The 18,519-nt window shown below is 49.7% G+C and carries 19 protein-coding genes; 6 read left to right on the top strand and 13 right to left on the bottom strand.

Annotated elements, in window-relative coordinates:
* Positions 1-237: 237 nt before the first annotated feature.
* The 8 genes from H6G21_RS24250 to H6G21_RS24215 all read right to left on the bottom strand — a co-directional run bounded on the left by H6G21_RS24250 (position 238) and on the right by H6G21_RS24215 (position 6,141).
* Positions 238-468 carry a DUF433 domain-containing protein gene (locus tag H6G21_RS24250; RefSeq protein WP_190576987.1) on the bottom strand — a complete coding sequence of 77 codons (231 nt, stop codon included), beginning with the start codon at positions 466-468 and terminating at the stop codon, positions 238-240.
* Between the two features lie 134 nt (positions 469-602).
* Entirely contained in the window at positions 603-1,223 is a 621-nt protein-coding gene (locus tag H6G21_RS24245) for a hypothetical protein (RefSeq protein WP_190576985.1), read from the bottom strand.
* A gap of 14 nt (positions 1,224-1,237) precedes the next feature.
* On the bottom strand, positions 1,238-1,483 hold the full coding sequence (locus tag H6G21_RS24240) for a hypothetical protein (protein WP_190576983.1): 246 nt from the start codon (positions 1,481-1,483) through the stop codon (positions 1,238-1,240).
* Positions 1,484-1,592: 109 nt separating this feature from the next.
* Entirely contained in the window at positions 1,593-2,174 is a 582-nt protein-coding gene (locus tag H6G21_RS24235) for a Uma2 family endonuclease (protein ID WP_190576981.1), read from the bottom strand.
* A gap of 256 nt (positions 2,175-2,430) precedes the next feature.
* The gene (locus H6G21_RS24230) at positions 2,431-2,649 is read right to left on the bottom strand and encodes a hypothetical protein (protein ID WP_190576979.1); all 219 of its coding nucleotides are present in this window, start codon (positions 2,647-2,649) and stop codon (positions 2,431-2,433) included.
* A 535-nt stretch (positions 2,650-3,184) separates the two neighbouring features.
* Positions 3,185-3,739: an NUDIX hydrolase gene (locus tag H6G21_RS24225; RefSeq protein ID WP_190576977.1), complete on the bottom strand. Its 555-nt coding sequence runs from the start codon at positions 3,737-3,739 to the stop codon at positions 3,185-3,187.
* 135 nt (positions 3,740-3,874) lie between these two features.
* Positions 3,875-4,441, bottom strand: coding sequence for a 2-amino-4-hydroxy-6-hydroxymethyldihydropteridine diphosphokinase (gene folK / locus H6G21_RS24220; protein WP_190576975.1), 567 nt, complete (start codon positions 4,439-4,441; stop codon positions 3,875-3,877).
* Positions 4,442-4,638: 197 nt separating this feature from the next.
* Entirely contained in the window at positions 4,639-6,141 is a 1,503-nt protein-coding gene (locus H6G21_RS24215; RefSeq protein ID WP_190576973.1) for a glycosyltransferase, read from the bottom strand.
* 283 nt (positions 6,142-6,424) lie between these two features.
* On the opposite strand from H6G21_RS24215, the gene H6G21_RS24210 reads away from it, so the two are divergent.
* The gene (locus H6G21_RS24210; protein WP_190576971.1) at positions 6,425-8,758 is read left to right on the top strand and encodes a substrate-binding domain-containing protein; all 2,334 of its coding nucleotides are present in this window, start codon (positions 6,425-6,427) and stop codon (positions 8,756-8,758) included.
* A gap of 162 nt (positions 8,759-8,920) precedes the next feature.
* On the opposite strand, the gene H6G21_RS24205 is transcribed toward H6G21_RS24210, so the two are convergent.
* The 5 genes from H6G21_RS24205 to H6G21_RS24185 all read right to left on the bottom strand — a co-directional run bounded on the left by H6G21_RS24205 (position 8,921) and on the right by H6G21_RS24185 (position 14,240).
* Complete coding sequence (locus H6G21_RS24205; protein ID WP_190576969.1) at positions 8,921-9,748, bottom strand: A24 family peptidase; 828 nt, start codon at positions 9,746-9,748, stop codon at positions 8,921-8,923.
* Between the two features lie 166 nt (positions 9,749-9,914).
* Positions 9,915-10,163 (bottom strand): hypothetical protein, encoded by a 249-nt coding sequence (locus tag H6G21_RS24200; protein WP_190576989.1) that lies wholly within the window; start codon positions 10,161-10,163, stop codon positions 9,915-9,917.
* Between the two features lie 164 nt (positions 10,164-10,327).
* Positions 10,328-10,762, bottom strand: coding sequence for a toll/interleukin-1 receptor domain-containing protein (locus H6G21_RS24195; RefSeq protein ID WP_190576968.1), 435 nt, complete (start codon positions 10,760-10,762; stop codon positions 10,328-10,330).
* Between the two features lie 755 nt (positions 10,763-11,517).
* On the bottom strand, positions 11,518-13,908 hold the full coding sequence (locus tag H6G21_RS24190) for a COR domain-containing protein (RefSeq protein WP_190576966.1): 2,391 nt from the start codon (positions 13,906-13,908) through the stop codon (positions 11,518-11,520).
* 104 nt (positions 13,909-14,012) lie between these two features.
* The gene (locus tag H6G21_RS24185; RefSeq protein ID WP_190576963.1) at positions 14,013-14,240 is read right to left on the bottom strand and encodes a type II toxin-antitoxin system HicB family antitoxin; all 228 of its coding nucleotides are present in this window, start codon (positions 14,238-14,240) and stop codon (positions 14,013-14,015) included.
* Between the two features lie 218 nt (positions 14,241-14,458).
* On the opposite strand from H6G21_RS24185, the gene H6G21_RS24180 reads away from it, so the two are divergent.
* The 5 genes from H6G21_RS24180 (at position 14,459) to H6G21_RS24160 (ending at position 18,485) form a co-directional block, all read left to right on the top strand.
* Complete coding sequence (locus H6G21_RS24180; protein ID WP_190576961.1) at positions 14,459-14,683, top strand: type II toxin-antitoxin system HicB family antitoxin; 225 nt, start codon at positions 14,459-14,461, stop codon at positions 14,681-14,683.
* Between the two features lie 31 nt (positions 14,684-14,714).
* Positions 14,715-14,936, top strand: a complete 222-nt coding sequence (locus tag H6G21_RS24175) for a hypothetical protein (RefSeq protein WP_190576959.1) — start codon at positions 14,715-14,717, stop codon at positions 14,934-14,936.
* Positions 14,929-15,270, top strand: coding sequence for a type II toxin-antitoxin system PemK/MazF family toxin (locus H6G21_RS24170; RefSeq protein WP_190576957.1), 342 nt, complete (start codon positions 14,929-14,931; stop codon positions 15,268-15,270). The genes H6G21_RS24175 and H6G21_RS24170 overlap by 8 nt, the downstream gene beginning before the upstream one ends.
* A gap of 229 nt (positions 15,271-15,499) precedes the next feature.
* The gene (locus H6G21_RS24165) at positions 15,500-16,195 is read left to right on the top strand and encodes a ribonuclease (RefSeq protein WP_190576955.1); all 696 of its coding nucleotides are present in this window, start codon (positions 15,500-15,502) and stop codon (positions 16,193-16,195) included.
* A gap of 367 nt (positions 16,196-16,562) precedes the next feature.
* Positions 16,563-18,485, top strand: coding sequence for a CHASE2 domain-containing protein (locus H6G21_RS24160; protein WP_190576952.1), 1,923 nt, complete (start codon positions 16,563-16,565; stop codon positions 18,483-18,485).
* Positions 18,486-18,519 lie beyond the last annotated feature (34 nt).

Genomic DNA, 18,519 nt, shown 5'->3' with positions numbered 1-18,519 from the left:
ATATCGACTCAAATTGGTGAAATTCGCCTTGCCACACACAACCCATAACGTCACAAACAGACTCGCTAGAAATTGGCCTTGCGGTTTGCGAAACCACCCACTTGATTCAGTAGGCTGTGTACAATATCCATAATGCGATTCATCTCGTGCTTGAGTTGATACTGGCACCTTATCCGATGAATCGCTTTTTGTCGATTTTTAACCCCTTTTTCTCTGGAAAATGTGTCCGGAGTATTGTTATATGGATAAGGGAGCGATCATAACTCGACGCTCACGATCGGCAGCAAACGCAAGGCAAGCTCTGATGTCTTCGGGAGTCAGTTCAGAAAAATCTTCCAGAATTTCTGCCTCGGTCATTCCACTGGCCAGATATTCTAAGATGTCATACACCGTAATTCGCATTCCCCGGATACACGGCTTACCACTGCGCTTTCGAGGTTCTATTGTGATGATGTGTTGGTAGTTCACATAAAGTAGCCTGAGAAAAATCTGTATCCGTTGAGATAGGATAACGGTCTCCTGTAGTGCACGTAACTATCATAACGATCTACTTTGATAGTCCCTTTAATCAAGATTGTTGAATTACAACTACGAATAGTTACTTATTTAAGATCACAGAGCGTTGTTTCGGCACAAGATTTACCAGAAGGTTTATTGAAACTGCTAGGGCCAGTGCAAGTTTTGCCTTCATTCCATCCTGTTAAAGTCAGATCTAAAGGATTAAACTGCGCGGAAATGGGATGACAATCAGGATTATCATTTTTCCATTCAAAAGTAATCAGATTGTTCTCTTGAATAGGTTCACCTATTTCTTGACGAATTTGGTTATTTATGACTGTATCAGGCGTTTGACCTAACGCAGCAACAACATCTCGATAAGTCATACCCATTTTCAGGAGAGACGCTTTCTGAGAAATTGATACTTCCTGCGTAGGAGTCTGAGTTCCTCTTTGGGCTTTATTCATATTTCCAGGTTTTAAAATGGCACATCGAACAACTATCATCCCGGTAAGAAGAGCTATGAGCCCTAATCGTATCCTGTTCCAGTAAGAGTGATTTCTCAGAGACCAAACGATCACTGGTGGTACCGATAGCCCCATTAAGCCAAGGATAATTCTTAGTAAGGCTGGTGCTTCTTCACCAAAAACTCCACTCAGGAATATTCCAAACAATAGACTGAAGAAACACACTAACCCAAAAACAAGAATATCTAACAAAATCATCTTTAAGCGCTCCATTATTTTGAAGTGTATAGCTGCTGTTCGTAGTCCATTGGCGTGGACAATCCCGCTGCAATCTCCTCTTTAGCTTTTCGGGCTGCTGCAACTAGATTCTGCTTTGTCCGCTTAAACGAATCTTCCCACCGCTTTTCTTCTTCAATTTCAGCAAGAAAAGCTCGAACATGCTCCACCGCCTGCTCTTGAAGCTCGTCAGGTAAAGACTCAACCATTTTAACGATCGTGGTAATAGCAGGAGAAGACATGGTATGCATCCATCTCAATAATTCTCTTCTATTCTACAACCTACTAATCTACGAACCAGCCGTACTAATAGCAAGCCTACGTACCATAGCCCCGATCGCCCTTGCAGATTTAAACCCCATCGATATCAATATTGTCGTAGAGCGTGATGATTTCGATTTGGGCTGCTGCTGTCTTCAAGGACAACGTAACCGTCGGATCATCATATTCTGAAAGTAGCCATTGATTCGCGGCTGTCTTGACGTAGTGTTCTACATGGATGCTGTACTGATCGATCAAGAGATATTCCCGAAAGCTATCGATCGAACGATAGGCAGAGAACTTTTCGCCATGATCATAATCTTGGGTTGATTTGGATAGCACTTCAGCAATAAAACAGGGATTCATGACGGTATCAGTTCGCCCAGTTTGGAGTTGTAGCGGTTTTTCAACCACCATGACATCGGGATAGGTGTAGAGGTTGCGATCGGGAATCCACAACCGTTGATCGGCCCCAAAAATCCGGTAGGGTTTGCCACGCAAGGCAGATTTGAGCAGGGAGGCTAGATTAATGGCGATTTCATTGCAGTCTGGAGTTCCCCCGGTCATGGGAATTATCGCTCCATTGCGGTATTCACTGCGAGTTTCTGAAGCAAGCTCAAGGGCGAGATACTCATCGGGAGTGCAGAGTTTGGGTTCGAGAGCCTGAGTCATGGTTTATTCCCTCTTGCCTGGGCTACATCGATGGATCTCCTACAACACCAAAATTGGATTGCATTAAAATCTCGACGTAATCAACTTTTAACTTGCAAGGCTGAGATCTTAGGCAGAATACTTTCAGTATAGCGTTCTTCCCAAACTAATATCTCCGCCCATAAAAACTTACAAGTGGAAGACCAACTATGACATTCAGGAACCCACAGGCCACGGAATAGCCAACGCAGCCTATGGGACACCTACTTTTTAAGCGTTAGCGCAGCCGTTCGCGACTCAATATGCTGATGTATTGTCCATCGGAATGCACAATCTTCATTGGCTGACTCCAATGAATCCGATCTGCGAGCCGATGGGCATGGAATTGATTAATCGTATCCTGCACGAACTCTTTGTGACCAATTAAGTGGATCTGTAACCGTTGTTTTTCAGGTTGAACTTCACGATCGCTCCGATCGCTAGAACCTTTCGTCATAATTGAGCTTCTCCTGTTGAGAGGTGGTAAGAAGCCCAAAAATTTAGAGCCACCCCGTTTGACATCACAAACAAGAGTGGCTCGATCGAATGTTAAAATTCTCAACAAGCCTCCTTGCTGGTAGTGCAGCGAGGGGGTTAGCTACCCGGAGTTGTTCCCGCAACAAAGGGTAGTGCCCTAAATTTTTAGGATCCCAGCGGCCCCGTGCTTCATGCCAAACCGTCAATCGTCAACCCAACTGAAAGAAGGATGTCCACGGAGTCGCCTTGAGAAACTAGCCTACGAATAAACCAGCGGCACTGTCAATCCGTATTTACAAAAATCGATCGAGTATCATTCGATACCCGTAGGTTGCCCCCGTGACTCCGCGATCGATCTCAAAAAAAAGCGTTGATAGAAATACTACCAACGCTAACAAAGTCAATTTACAATCCAAAGCATTAATACGGGTAACGTCATCAACGACATCAGGTCATGCACTCATTTGGGAATACGAACCCCAATGCAAAGAATGCCCCCCGCCGTCCCGCAGCTTCTAGCCTCCCATCAACTTCGATCGGGCAATGACAAACGCAGAAATCGACTTCGCATCGGCCAAATCCCCCGTCGCGATCGCCGCCTCCACTTCCTCCGGCGTCATTAACACCACCTCAATATCCTCATCATCATCTTGCTCCGGCGGATGCTCTAACCGCTCCAATCCCGTCCCCAGGAACGCATAGATAATCTCATCGGAATACCCTGGAGCCAAAAAGAACTCTCCCAACGGCTCAATACTCGCCGCCTTATATCCCGTCTCTTCCTGCACTTCCCGCGCCACCGTCACCGCCGGCTCTTCCCCCTCTTCCACCGTACCGGCTGGAAATTCCAGAATGCGCGACTTCACCGTAAAACGATACTGCCGCACCAGCACCAGCTTGCCCTCCGGCGTCACCGGAATCACCAACGCGCCACCGGGATGACGCACACATTCAAACTCCCCCTCCACTTTGTTCGGCAACCGTAGGCGATTGACCTCATAGGCAAACTTACGACCTTGATAAAATAGCTTACGACGCAGCAATTGGGGCGGTTCAGAACCAAAGGGCATAGTGTTTAATCAACCTAAAATCAATAAGGAGAACAGCGAAGCAACCGCTTCGAGGAAACCAAGCGAGTCTCCAAGAATTCTAAGGGCAAGCCCAGAATTTCTCAACTTTTGCCGTAGAGAAACCCGATCGTCCCCCTAAATACCCAATTCTTTCACCGGAGACTGGCGTCCATCCGGGCAATTCTGCCACTTTTCCACCCCACGACAGTCAATCCCCGCCAGCAATTCCGCCACCGATCGACCCGTCCTGGGATCAACCCAATCCGCCGCAATTTCCGCTAACGGCACCAAGACAAACGCCCGTTCCTGCATTCTGGGATGGGGCAATTCCAGCCTTGGCGTCGTTAAAATGACATCCTCAAACAGCAATAGATCTAAATCCAACGTCCTTGCACCCCACCGTTCCCGCCGAACTCGTCCAAACTGGTTTTCCGTGTGCAGCAGTTGCGTCATCAAGTCCTGGGGCGGCATCTGGGTTTGCAGCAGAGCACAGCCATTGAAATAGTCCGGTTGGGGCGGCCCCACCGCCTGGGTGAGATACCACGACGATCGGGCCAGCACTTGAATCCCTGGGGTCGCCGCCAAAACCGCTAACGCTGATTCCAAAATTTCCAAGGAATTCCCCAAATTACTGCCCAGCGCGATCGCACAGCGGGCAGCGGGCTTCGGTGAGGGGGTTATCGGTGAGGCGCTAATAGCCATGGTTGAGTACCCAATTGATTGATTAATGCGACAGATCCGATCCCCCCTAGCCCCCGCGCTACGCGCCGCTGCGCTAGAAAAAGGGGAGATTGAGTGACAGTCTTTTAAAGTCAGGGAAATTGTCAGGGAAATTTAGGGAGATCGTTATGGATTGCCATCACACATTGATTGTGCAGTCTGTAACGCATCCCGATCCATTAAAAAAATTTAATCTTCTGTGATGCATATAAACACATCTTGAGCAAAACTAACCCTTCCCTAAAATGGGCAATATTGGATTCCCCGTAGGTACGCGGTTGATAACGCACCGGCACATCCACAATATGCAACCCCAACTTCGTCGCACCAAACAATAAATCAAAATCCCCAAAGGGATCGAAATCCCCAAAATAGGTACGACCCTCAACAATTTTGTAATAGTCCTCTCGCCGTAATACCTTCGTCCCACAGAGCGTATCTTTGATCGGCTGACCCAACAAAAATGAAAACGCCAAACTAAAAAACTTATTGGCCCAATTATTCAACCACGGCATCGCCTGACCCGATCGGGGATAGACCAAGCGCGATCCATTGGCAAACTCCCCGCGCCCCGACGCAATCACCTCAAAAAAGTGAACCAAATCCTCCGGTTCCACGGTTAAATCCGCATCTAAGATCATCAAAATATCGCCCCCCGCCCGTTCAAAGCCCAACCGCACAGCATCCGCCTTGCCTTTGCCCTTTTGCTGATAGGCTTTCAATTTAAAATTCGGGTGTCCCTGTTGCGCCAGATAGGCAATTTCCTTCCAGGTTTTGTCCTGGGAATGGCCCTCCACGAAAATCACTTCCATGTGCCGTCCCAACTTCGGGATGCGATCGATAATGTTGGCAATATTGCCCGCTTCATTGCGCGCGGGAACGATCACAGAACAGGTCAACGACGACTGTTCCGCCGAAGCTTGGTGCGCCGGAACCAACCGCTGGGGACGGGCAATGATGTAATTCGTCAACCCCAAGTGCGTCAGCCCCGGCAGGTGTGCCAAAATCCGATTACACAGCGCTGCAAGGCCCGGAATCGGCTTCGGACAAAGGAACCGCCGCCCCTTTTTCACCGGCGTATAGCCCGTAATCGTCAGCAAATTTTCCACATCATCCATGGACAGCCAACTCTGGGGCGGTTGGGGACGACGTTGGCCAATTTTTTCAGCCAAATTTAAAACCGGCTGCCACAAAAAGTTATGGAACGTCAGGATCAGCCGCGTCCGCGCATGGCAAAAGGGCTGCAACTGTTGCAACACCCGCTGAATATCCCCCAAATGCCCTAACGTCCCAGAGAGAATAATGAAATCAAAGGGTTGAAAACTAAACCCCAAATCCTTGGGCGTCAGGGTTTCCGCATCCAAACAGTGGAAGGTGAGATAGGGATACTTCGATCGCGCAATCTCGACGATCGGCGCAGCGAAGTCAATGCCCACCCCCACCGCCGGTTGCAAACTCGCCAGCAGATCTCCCGTCCCGCAGCCAATCTCCAACACCCGACTGCCCACCGGAATAAAAAATTGATGGAACCGCTCTAGGTCTTGATAGTAATAGCGATTCCGACGACTCCAGCGATCGAGTTCCGGCGCAATCTGCTCAAAATAAGCCCGCACGGTCTCTTTAAAAGCATCCTTGCCGATCGGCGTGGGAACACTCGGCTGAGAAGGGTGGATCAGTGCCATGAACTCGAACCGTGGAAAGTACAAAAGTATAGGTTACAGGATGAGTGGGGCCAACATTCATAATTTGATGGGTGATTCGGGGGTAGGGAATGATTCCGTTGGCCAATACCGGCAGAAATTCCTTGGAGCGGGAGGCAATACACCGGAAAAAGCCTTAAATTTTTGGTACAAGGCGGGATTCTTTTGACAGAATGAACTGCAAACGATCCGAATCCCTGTTTTTGCTAGCTCGCGATCGCGGATTTGTTCTCGGTTCGGGCGCGCATAGGCCAAGCAGGGTGGTATGCAAAACACAATTTCCTACGTGCGTAGGGTGAATCGTATGGTGCAAAAAAATATCCTTTCCCCGAAGCAAATGGGGCTGATGGTTGCGTTGATGGCGGCAGCGACCCCCCTCACAACCTCTTTGAGTTTGACCACTCTCAGCTTGTTAACGCCCGTTGAGTTGGCTCAGGCTGTGTCTGTGCCGTTTCCCTTGCCCAGTGGGGTTCCCCAGGGCACAGCGGTGCGTATTTCCAGCGCGAACAGCATGGCAGGGGTGAACCAAGCCCTGAAGCAACAATTTGAAAAAGAATTTGCTAAGTCCAAAGCGACGGTCAACCTGAACACAACCAGCGCCCAAGCTGCCCTGCAAGCGGTGCTGAGTGGCAAAGCGGACCTCGCTGCGATCGGACGCCCCTTAACCGAAGCAGAAGTAGCCCAAGGCTTGGTGGCGATCCCCGTCGGTCGGGACAAAATCGCGATCGTGGTGGGAAGCGCGAATCCCTTTAAAAAAGATTTGAGCATTCCCAAATTTGCCAAAATTTTTCGCGGTGAACTGAAAAACTGGTCGGAGCTAGGCGGCCCCAAAGCAGGCATCCAAGTCATCGATCGGGTCAATAGCGATACCCGTCAAGCCTTCCCAGCCTATCCGGCCTTCCAATCCGGCAAGTTTGACTCGGGAGCTACGGCCACCAAGTTGGAAGACACCAGCATGAAGGCGCTCCTGGGCAAGCTGGGCAATAACGGAGTCAGCTTTGTCCCCGCCAACCAACTGAAGAACCAGGCGGGCTTCCGGATGCTGACGATGGATGGGGTGGATCCTAGTAATCCCAAGTATCCCTTCTCCCAGCCGTTGTTCTACGTTTACAAAGGCCCCAAACCCAGCCCCGCCGTCCAAGCCTTCCTGGGCGTAGCGGGAACCACGGCAGGACAGAAGGCAATTCAACAGGCGGGGATTGCCCAAGCGATCGACTTCAATGCTCCCGGCGCGATCGCCAATGCCCAAGCGGCTAGCAAGGCGGCCAACAGTACGAATAAAGCCGTGCCTGCCAACGCTCCCAAGGGCAATGCCGGGAATGAAAAACCAGGGGCCGTGAGCAATGCCGATCGGCCCTCCAGCATCGCGGCCAATAATGCTCCCAACAACGCCCCCAACAATGCTCCCAATAATGCGCCAAATCCGGGCGTGACGGGAGAACAGGTCAACCCAACCACCACCAATCCCAGCGCTGCGGCGGACAAGGGACTTCTGGGGGATGGATTTCCAGATTGGCTGAAGTGGCTGCTGCCCCTGGGGTTATTGGGCTTGGGGCTGTTGCTGTTACTGCTGCCCCGCAAGGCTGACGAAAGCTCCGATGCAGCGGCGCTCTCTAGCCGTTCTACCGCCACACCGTCCCCCACGCCGACGGAACCGGAATCCGCCACTTGGGCCCCCTTCCAAACCCAAGCCAATGACGATGTGGATGTGGCCGGTGATGCCTGGAGCGATCGGGACAGTGCCACCAGCGACGATCAGGATGCCCTCGGCACCCCCACGGATTGGGCGAATCCCGACTGGACCAAGCCCGACTGGACGCCCCCTGAAACGCCTGTAGACGGCGGGACGATCGCAGGCGGAGTCGCAGCAACGGGAGCCGCCGGAGCTGCCGCTTGGTCGTTCCTGCGGGGGCCACAGGATGTTCCGGGGACAACGAATCCCCCTGCCGCCACGGGGTCTGAAACCGCTGCGGATTGGGAATTCGAATCCTCCAATCTCAATGAGCTGGCTCCGGATACAAGGGGTCGGTTAGATGATGTGGCCTTTGACCTGGGGGGAGAACCAACGGGCACGGAGGCTGGGACGGGGAGCGATGCCGATGCTCCTGGGTTCTTCGGGAAGTTGAAGGATTCTGCTTCGACGCTGATCACGGGAGCGGGGGCTGCTGCGGAGAATGCGGTGGAAGGCGTGACCCAGGCAGGCAGTGAAACCCTGGCCGCAGGGGCGGCGTTTGTCGGTGGAACGGCAGCGGCGGCTCGGACGCGCATTCTGGGCGATCGGGCGAGGATTGTGCTGATTCCGCAAACGGCGAAGGAAGCGGTGGTGCGCTGGCAATTGACCGATGAGCAAAAGGCCGATGCCCACAGCCGGGGCGGAATGGATCTGGCGCTACGGCTCTATGATGTGACGGGGGTTGATCCCAATCAGTCGGTCTTAGAAAACTACTACCAGTACGATTGCAGTGAGTTGACCCAGGAGCTGCGAATTGAGGTTCCGGTGCCCGATCGGGATTACGTGGTGGAAGTGGGCTATCTCGATCGATCGGGTGAGTGGATTGATGTAGCGCGATCGATGTCGGTGCACATTCCTCCGGCTTAGTTAGCGGGATGTTCTGATCCCCCCTCACTCCTTTTAGATCCCCCCCTACCCCCCCTTAAAAAGGGGGGAATAAAGCAAAAAAGGGGGGACTTGGAAAACAGGGGGAATAAAGAAACCCTCTTCTCTGGTGGATAGCTGGGGAAGAGGGTTTTCCATTCAAGATTATGGGACAAGGGTGGGGAAGAACAAGTTGAGATAGCCAGAAATTAAGGTGTTGCCCCAGAAGACGGCAATCAGTGCGCCGAGGGCGAGAAAGGGGCCGAAGGGGATGGGCTTTTGCCGATCGAGCAGGCGGAGGGCGATTGCGCCCCCCCCGACAAAGGCTCCTAGGGCACAGGCGAGGAAGCCGGAGAGGAGCAGGTTTTGCCAGCCGAGCCATGCGCCTAACATGGCGAAGAGCTTGGCGTCTCCACCCCCCATGGCGGGTTTACCAAAGGCGATCGCGCCGAGCCAGGTGATTATATCCAGCAACCAAACGCCCAACACTGCGGCAATCACCCCTGTCATTAAGCCGTGAATACCTCCGGTGAGGGTTTGGGTGGTGGCAATGCCGATCGTGGTTTGGAATGCTAGACCAAATACTAAACCGGATTGGGTGAGGACGTTGGGTAATGTGAGGGTATCTAGATCGATTAATGCAAGGGACAATAGCCAACTGATTAAGACCCAATAGCCGAGGGTCTGCCAAGTCCAACCGAAGTGGAGAAAGGTGGCGAGGAAGAGCAGTCCGGTGATCAGTTCTACGAGGGGATAGCGGGCTGCGATCGGGGCTTGGCAGTGGGCACATTTGCCGCGTAGCAGAAGCCAGCCGATGACGGGGAGATTTTCGCGTTTGCGGAGGGGGGTGAGGCAGTGGGGGCAGCGGGAGGGCGGGTGGATGAGGGATAGCCCTGCGGGTAAGCGATAGATGACGACGTTGAGGAAGCTTCCGATCGATGCGCCGAGGAATAGGACGAAGGCGAATATAGGGAGTTCAAATAGGAAATCCATGGCGGAGGGTAGTGCGCGAAATTCGATCCCCCCTCGCCCCCCTTCAAAAGGGGGGAATTTAGCCAGATTCTTGCAAAGTTTCCCTTTTTCTTGGCGTAGCCTCTCCGTAGGAGATAGGGGGATTTGGGGGGATCGTTATGGGTTGCAATCACAAGTTGATTGGGTACTACTCATATTGCCCGAGGGGATGGTCAAACAGTTCAAAGGGGATAAAACATTCCTGGGGCAACAAGATTGGTTTGCCGCTGAAGATGAGTTTGCCTCGGTGGGTGAAGCGGTTGATGGCGACGCCGAGGGGAAGGTCGGTGACTTCGGGGTGAACGGTGTAGAAGGTTTCGTAAATTACCCGAGCAGACCGCACAAGAGCCGGATCGATGCCCAATTCAAATGCTTCGTTATCCACATCCGTCTCCATTGGCGCTGCTAGAACTTGAATCACGAACTCAACCCTTTTTTTGGAAGCTTCGTTTGGATTCTACTTCAGAAACTTCTAATGGAACGAAAATCTTTGGCGCTCAGGGGTGTGGCTTCGGTGGGCTGGAGGGTGGCTAGGGTTGGGGTTGCGGGGGCGGATCGGGATTAGGTGGCGAGGCGTTTGAGGTCTTGGCAGATTTTGACGAGGACGCGGTCTTGTTCGACGGGGGGGAGGCTGGCAAGGGGTTGTTTGGGGTTGTGGGCGGCTTGGTATTTGTTGAAGTCCATTTCGGTGTGGCTGCTGTAGCTGATGGGAATCCAGAAGATTTTGAGGCCGTTGGCTTGGGCGGCATCGAGGAGGGGGGGCAGTTCGTTGTCGGCGATGAAGTCGGAGGCGATGAAGTTGGGGCTGACGAGGAGGATGGCGATTTGGGCGTTGGCGAGGGCGGTTTCAATTGCCTGTTGCCAGTCGTCGCCAGTTTGGATGCGGGTGTCGTCCCAAAGATCGATCGTGCCTTTGCGGGTGAGGGGTTTGAGGTGGATTTGCAGTTTTTTCAGCCATTCGGCGTCTTCATGGCTGTAGCTAACGAAAATTTTCATATCACCTAAATTAAAACTAGGAGTAGGATTAGAAAAGAATTGTTCATTGATCTGCAAAATACTTAGTATATGAATATCTTCAATCACCTTGACAAGCAATATTTTCGAAGATTTATCATACTCATTTAAACACATGCGAATCTCCTCTTTTTTCAATCGACTTGCAAATATCGATTGATCGACTACTGGTATTTTACGTAAATATCTCTGCTCGAGTGATTTGCAAATATTGACAGCTTTTTTGTATAGAAAACCAATTGTATCTACAGATAAACATGAGATAATTACATTTTGGATATCCTCATTCAACCGTTTGATATCTTCGCTACTGATAGATTTTCTAACAAGAATAAGGAAATCATAATTTATAAAGCTAGGAAAGTTCAAATCATTTTTTGTACAAGCAAAGTTTATCAATACTACTCTGCTATTAAAAGCATGCGCAAGACCCAGCTTATAAGCATGCTCTAGTTCAATTTTTCCAAAATAGCAAAATATTAGAATACTAGCATTTTTGATTTTGTTAATCATGATTTGAATAATTTCTCGGTCTATATGCTTATAGCCTTGTAAGCTACAATTTAAATTTAGTGATTTTTGAAGATCAGGTACAACTGCATACTCAAAAAAATCTTTGCATTCTTGAGGATACAAAATGTATATATTTTTTGGATTTTTCATGATATCTAGCTTATGGTTATTCGACATTTGGATTATATATAGCTTTTATTTTTAATCATTTTTAGCAATTCATCTTAAACGACTTGATCATCTATATCCATATTATTTTGTGTCGAGGAATTTAATTCATCAACCTCATTTAGATAAGCTTTGATTACGTCCATAGAAAAAATAGGAAACTTTTCGTATACTTGTATATCTTCTACTGGATCTCTACCATCGACAATACTCGATTGATTGCTCTCTACACGTAAAACATCATCAATTAAACCTTCCACATATACCATTTGATAGCTGATATCACATTCGATCTCATATCGGTTGTTTTTGAGTCGTTCTTCCAAGCGATTAAGTGCATAAAAATGCGGAGTTTGGGAGCCTTTGCAGGTAGTGCAGTTGCAGGGAATAAATTCTTGGAAGCGGAGACGTTCTCCATAGGATTGGTGGATTTTGTCGAACTCGTGGCGGATGCGTTCTAGGAGGGATTTTTTGGGATAGCCGGAGATACGGATGCGGATTTCGTTGCGGTAACGGGCTTCGATGACTTCGGCGCGGGTGTTGGCGGATTGGAGGATGACGCCGTCTTTCCAAACGAGATCGCTGTCGATGAGCCGATGCATTTCAACGATGAAGCGGGTGAGCATCCCTTTGGGCATGAATTCGTAGTGGTAGCGCAGGATGAGGTTATCGGTGTCGTCCCAGGGATAATCGGGTTGGTTTGGGGAGAGGAGTTGGGGGGCGATGTAGGTTTTGGGGCGGTGGGGGATTTCGTAGCAGAGCTTGAAGTTTTTCATCAGTTGCAGGAGTTCTGGGCGCATGTCGGCGTATTGTTCATCGGCCCAGATGAGTTTGAGATCTTCGCTGGTGAAGCAACCGAGGTTTTGTCGGACTTTAGCGGTGTCGAGGACTTTGTAGACGGCAGTGGTGCCCCATTCAGGTTTGAGGATGACGTAGCGTTGTAGGAGGTCGTCGTCTTGGAAGTGGAGGCAGACGCCGAGGTCGTGGAGGTAGCCGCTGAGTTGGAGTTTGTCTTCGTGGCGTTTGAAGCCGTGGGTGTCGCAGAGGGTGAGGAATTCCTGTTGGGTGATGTAGTTGCGGGTGTCGGTTTCAAGGGCTTGGCGGACGTTGACCCAGGTTTTGGGCAATGGGGTGCCGATGTGGGGAAGTTGGCTGATGTGGTGTTTGATAGCAGCACAAATTTCGGGGAGGCCGCGATTAGTAGCGAGATTGGTTGCCAGAATTTTTTCTAGGTTTGGAAACCGGCCCCGCAGTTGGTTCTCATTCACTTGACAGGGACGATCTTGTTTTTCGTTTTTGATGATCAGAGTGGGACTGGCTTCGCTGAGGAGTTCAACAATTTCCAACCAATAGTTAAAGTCAGTATTTTCTTGTCGAGTATCAGCAACGAGGAGATAGAGGGATCGTTTGGTAAGAAAGAATTGGTGGGTAGCGTGGTAGATTTCTTGGCCACCAAAGTCCCAAATATTGATACGGAATTTTTGACCACTATAATGATTAAAATCTAAGTACATAACAGCAATTCCTTCTGTCGATTGTTCAGGATTTCTGCCGCCTTCGAGTTTAAGCTCGTATTGAGAGTTGATTAGCTTATTTGCCAAGCTGGTTTTACCCGATCCACCTTCACCAATGATAATCAGCTTAGCTTCATAAATAAAATCTGTGGTTGCTTCTATGTGCTGTCGATAATAGTCACGAACCGCAATTCCTCCTTGTTTAATAACCTCAGGAGGGATTGTATTCAAGAAATTGCCCTCAAGATTGAATGTTTGCAATTTGATTAATTTGCCAACTAATCGAGGAAGAGTCTCTAGTTTATTACTATTGATATAAAGTGCTGTAAGGTTGGTTAATCTACCGATTGATTCAGGGATATTTTTCAGCTGATTGTTGCTGAGATAAAGTGTTACCAAACCATGTAATTGACCAATTGAATCAGGTAAATTCTTTAACTCATTTAAACTGATATCAAGTATTGCAAGGTTGCTTAGTTGAGCAATTGAATCAGGTAAGCCAACCAATTTGTTGTCATGAAGATCAAGTGTTTTAATGTTGGTTAATTTGCCAATCGAATCAGGTAATTCAGTCAGTTGATTGTTGTAAAGATTTAATTGCGTGAGGTTAGTTAGCTGACCAATCGAATCAGGTAATTCAGTCAGTTGATTGTTGTAAAGATTTAATTGCGTGAGGTTAGTTAGCTGACCAATCGAATCAGGTAATTCAGTCAGTTGATTGTTGTAAAGATTTAATTGCGTGAGGTTAGTTAGCTGACCAATCGAATCAGGTAATTCAGTCAGTTGATTGTTGTAAAGATTTAATTGCGTGAGGTTAGTTAGCTGACCAATTGAATCAGGTAATTCTTGAATTTGCTTCCACGACAAATCAAGACTTTTCCGGCCACTCTGCCTTGCTTCTTCAATGATGGCTAATAGATCTTCTCGTATCATCGCTCAACCTCATCCTAATTATTTTCTATTCTGACATAAGTATTAGGGAAAGGGGAAGATGGAAAAGGGGAAGGGCAGATCGATTCAACCTTGCACCTCGCTATTTAAACCACATTCAGCATTGGACTGATAGATGGTACAGGAACGGGCTGATGATTATCCTGTAGCACCGCAATCAGCCCTTCGATCGCGGCCTGTCCATTACGCGCCGCTTCCTGATAGGTTCTACCGTGGGTAATAAACTGCTGCCACGGGAAATCGGGACAATGAACGAGATAGAGTTGATCCTCTTCTGACCACTGAATGATCAGGGTGTATTTCAGCGTCTCCATCGGAGTTATCCCTAGAGTAATTCAGTATTTCTAGTGCTTTTTCAAATCGAACATGATCGTCCCATTTTATCATCTGTCCTTCGATCGCTAATAAGACTATGACTATTAGAGCGATCGGCTAAAATAGGGCTATTCCTGGTTAACTAACTCAGCTACTGGGGATGTTGCTTGCTACGCTAACTCCAGTGGGCAGAACTTTCAGTTCGAGAGCAGAATCTATGAGTTTATCCCCTTACATCCACGCTTGCATTTATCGTAGCGATGACCACAATGGCTACGTTGCCGAATGCCGCGAAATTTCCGTCGTCACCCAAGGGCAAACCCTCGATGAAGTCACCGCCAACCTCAGTGAAACCGTCGCCCTTCACCTAGAAGACGAAGATCCCTCAATCTTTTGTCTCACAGCCCAGCCCATTCTCCAGATCATGAGTGCTCTACAATAGTAACTAATCTGAACATTGATAGGAAATTCCGATGTCTGAAATAGCTTCCAACCCAACACCGCTTCGATATGAAGTTGAAGTCCAAGCGCAAGGTCATATTGAACTACAAGTTCCCTTCGCAACAGGCCGGAAAGTGATTGTCTTAGTTCTGCCAGATGAGCCTGATTCCCTCGCTGACCTAGTCGCAGCAGCCAGCAGTAGTCTGGGATTCTGGGATAACGAAATTGACGATGCGGAATGGAATAATGCTTAGACAAGGTGAACTCGTTCTCATTCCTGTTCCATTCACTGACTTATCCTCTCAAAAGCGCCGACCAGTCATTATCATTTCTAGTACACAGTACAATCGCCACTCACGAGATGCACTGGTAGTTGCAGTCACCTCCAACCCCGATCTTGTACCGTTTAGCTTCACGATCGATAATCCAGATTTGGAAAGCGGAAATCTCAAAAAGCCTAGTGTCATCCGGGCTGACAAAATCTATGCCTTGGATCAAACGTTGATTATCAAAAGATTCGGTGTAGTGAATCAGGTAGTAATCGATCGCATCTTCATACTCATTCAAGAAATCATATTGGGAACATAGCAAAATCCCAAGGCTTTGGGTTTCCTAAGTCACAAATGTGAAACCTAGGATGGCCATGCTCTTTCACGCAAGACTTTCACCTTATTGCAAGCCCGATCGACCCTGAACTTAAACGAATATTGCAACGATCGCTACATTTCTGGAAAGATCCCCTACCCTGATGTATAGCTCCTACAGCCTTATCGCACACACATCCACTTTCTAGATCGATCGTCAATCGGGATTCACCATGTTGAAAAAAGCAATCCTCCCTACATTGCTGCTCGCCACCCTCTGCCTCACCCCCTTCATCTCCGAAGCACGGCGCAGACCCCAATCCAAACCCACCACCACCAGCCAAAACGTCCCTGGCAAATTCGACTTCTACGTCCTCACCCTCTCCTGGTCCCCCGACTACTGCGAAACCGCAGGCTCCCGCGACCCCAACCAATGCAGCAAAGGCAAACAACTCGGCTTTGTACTCCATGGCCTCTGGCCCCAATACAACAGCGGCTGGCCCGCCAACTGCACCACCGAAGCCTTCAACCCCAAAATCAAAAAACAATTCCCCAACCTCTATCCCAGCCCCAAACTCTACACCCACGAATGGGAAAAACACGGCACCTGCTCCGGCCTCAGCCAAACTAAATATCACCAACTCGCCTTTGACCTGAAAAACGGCGTCAAAATCCCCGATCGCTACATCAAACCCACCCAACCCTTCCGCACCACGATCGGCGACCTGAAGCAAGACTTCATCCGCGCCAACCCCGCCATGACCGAAAATAGCATCGCCCCCACCTGCTCCGGCTCCGGACGCTTCCTCAAAGAAGTCATGGTCTGCCATAGCAAAAACGGTCAACCGGGAGAGTGCAGCACCCAACTTCTGAAAAACTCCCAGAAAAGTTGTGGCCAACCTAACTTTCTAGTGCGAAGCGTTCGTTAATTAGTGTTGCCCACACAATTCAAGTTTCATTGACTAATCTCTACACTTCTTTAATCACGATCGTATTTCTTTTTAATTGCCTTGGGAGAATCCTGAGGCATCTTTTTTAACCTCGCACCTCTGCATCACCCAGCATTAAGTATGTATCAAATGCTACTCACACAGACCTGATTTTCAGCCGTTGTATCGTTGCAAAATTCAAACCGGGCAACTACGCTAAAAAATGTGACCTGTTGTGACCTGCATGTTCCTTAGAATGCTCCGATTCTATTAACTGATAGCATTCTTAATTGTCCAGTTATCCCCCGTTTTGAATCCGTTTTCCAGCCATTTTCACCCAGATCACCTGTGCTCTATTCTGTACTCTATGTTGCCTCGCTTTAAAGCCCGATCGAGTAAACCGATCCAGCCTCCTGGCTCCACCCCCGACCTGCCTCCCGGCTCCACCCCCGACGTTTTTATTTCCTACTCCCGTCGTGACAAAGCCTTCGTGCAGAAATTACACGACGCCCTGCGCCAAGGCGATCGCGATCTCTGGGTCGATTGGCAAAACATCCAACCCACCGAACAGTGGTGGAAATCCATTCAATCGGGCATCGAAGCCGCCAATACCTTCGTCTTTATTCTCTCGCCTGATTCAGTCACTTCGGAAGTCTGCGGTTGGGAAATCGAACACGCCATCCAAAACAATAAACGCCTCGTTCCCGTCATCTACCGTGACGTTGATCCGCAGCAAGTCCACCCCACCCTCAGTGCCCTCAATTGGATTTTCTTGCGCGATCAGGACAACTTTGAGCAAGGCTTCCAAACCCTAGTCACCGCGATCGACACCGATCTGGACTACGCCAAACAACACACCCGCCTGCAAATCAAAGCCCTGGAGTGGGATCGCAACCACCGCGAACCCAGTTTTCTCTTGCGTGGAAAAGACCTCATTCAAGCGGAAACCTGGCTGCAAACAAGTGCAACTAAAGCCCCCGCCCCTACGGAACTGCAAGTCCAATACATCACCACCAGCCGTCAAGCCCCTGGCTATCGCCCCAACCTACCTACCCTTTTGGTCACCAGTGCGGCGATGCTCCTGGCGATCGGGGGAATTCGCGTCACCGGATTACTGGAACCCGTGGAACTGTGGGTCTTCGATCGCATGGCCCAAATCAAACCCGTGGAAGGCACCGACGATCGCTTTCTCATCATCGAAGTCACGGAAGCGGATATTAAAGCCCAACTGCAACGCAACGAAAACGCCCGTGGCACCCTCTCTGATGTTTCCCTCAATCGCGTCCTCAGCGCACTGCTGCCCTACCAGCCCCGCTTAATCGGCTTAGATCTCTACCGCGACTTCACGATCGACCCTCAAGTTAAACAACTCGCCCAGCGATTCCGGACTGACAACCGCATCATTGGCCTTTGCAAACTGCCCAACGGAGACGGACGAGATCCTGACAGCAATCGCGCCATTAATCCACCACCGGATCTTCCCCAAAATCGCTTAGGATTTTCTGACGTTGTCTATGACGTTGATTTAATTGTGCGTAAGCAGATGATGGTACGGAAACCCCTGCCTGAAATGCCCTGTCCCACGATCGCCTCCTTCAGTTGGGCAGTGGCCCAGCATTACCTCGATCGGGTACAAGGAACAGGTCTTGCGAAAATTGCACCGGATGCCATCGGTCGATCGATTTCCTTTGGGAAAACCCATTTACCGGGACTGGGGCTGTTTAGTAACGCCTACCAGGGCAGCATCGACTCCGAAGGACATTACCTGTTGTTGAACTATCGGCTCGGCCCCGGCAAAACCGCCCAGGAACGGGTGAACAACTTTGTTAAACGAGTCACCCTAGAAGACGTGCTGAATCGCCAGCTCACCGAACAGGATGTCCGCAATCGCATTGTCTTAGTCGGTATCAGTTCTGAGGCCAACAACGACTACTTTAAAACCCCCTACGGTTCTATCGTAGGAGTGGTGTTGCAAGCCCAAATGACCAGCCAACTCCTGAGTGCTGCCTTGAACGATCGGCCCCTGCTGCAAGTCTGGCCCCTCTGGTTAGATATCCTGTGGATTTGGGCCTGGGCGGGCGTGGGTGGCGCGATCGTGGTTCTGTGGCTCGATCCAGTGCGGCGGAGCCTCTTTCTCGGCATCGCGATGGGCGGATTGGTGGGCAGTGCCTGCTTGTGGTTTAGCCTGGGTTCCACCTGGGTACCGCTCCTCCCCCCGGCGTTTATGATGGTAACAACGGCAGTCATTTCAGTTAAAATGGCCGCTCGTCAGCAGCAGTCCAGACAATAGGTAATTAATTTATTAGGCAATTTATTAAGACACT

The sequence above is a fragment of the Alkalinema sp. FACHB-956 genome, assembly GCF_014697025.1.
GTDB lineage: Bacteria > Cyanobacteriota > Cyanobacteriia > Leptolyngbyales > Leptolyngbyaceae > Alkalinema.
The sequence above is the reverse complement of the archived record's forward strand: the minus strand, read 5'-3'. Positions and strand labels throughout refer to the sequence as shown.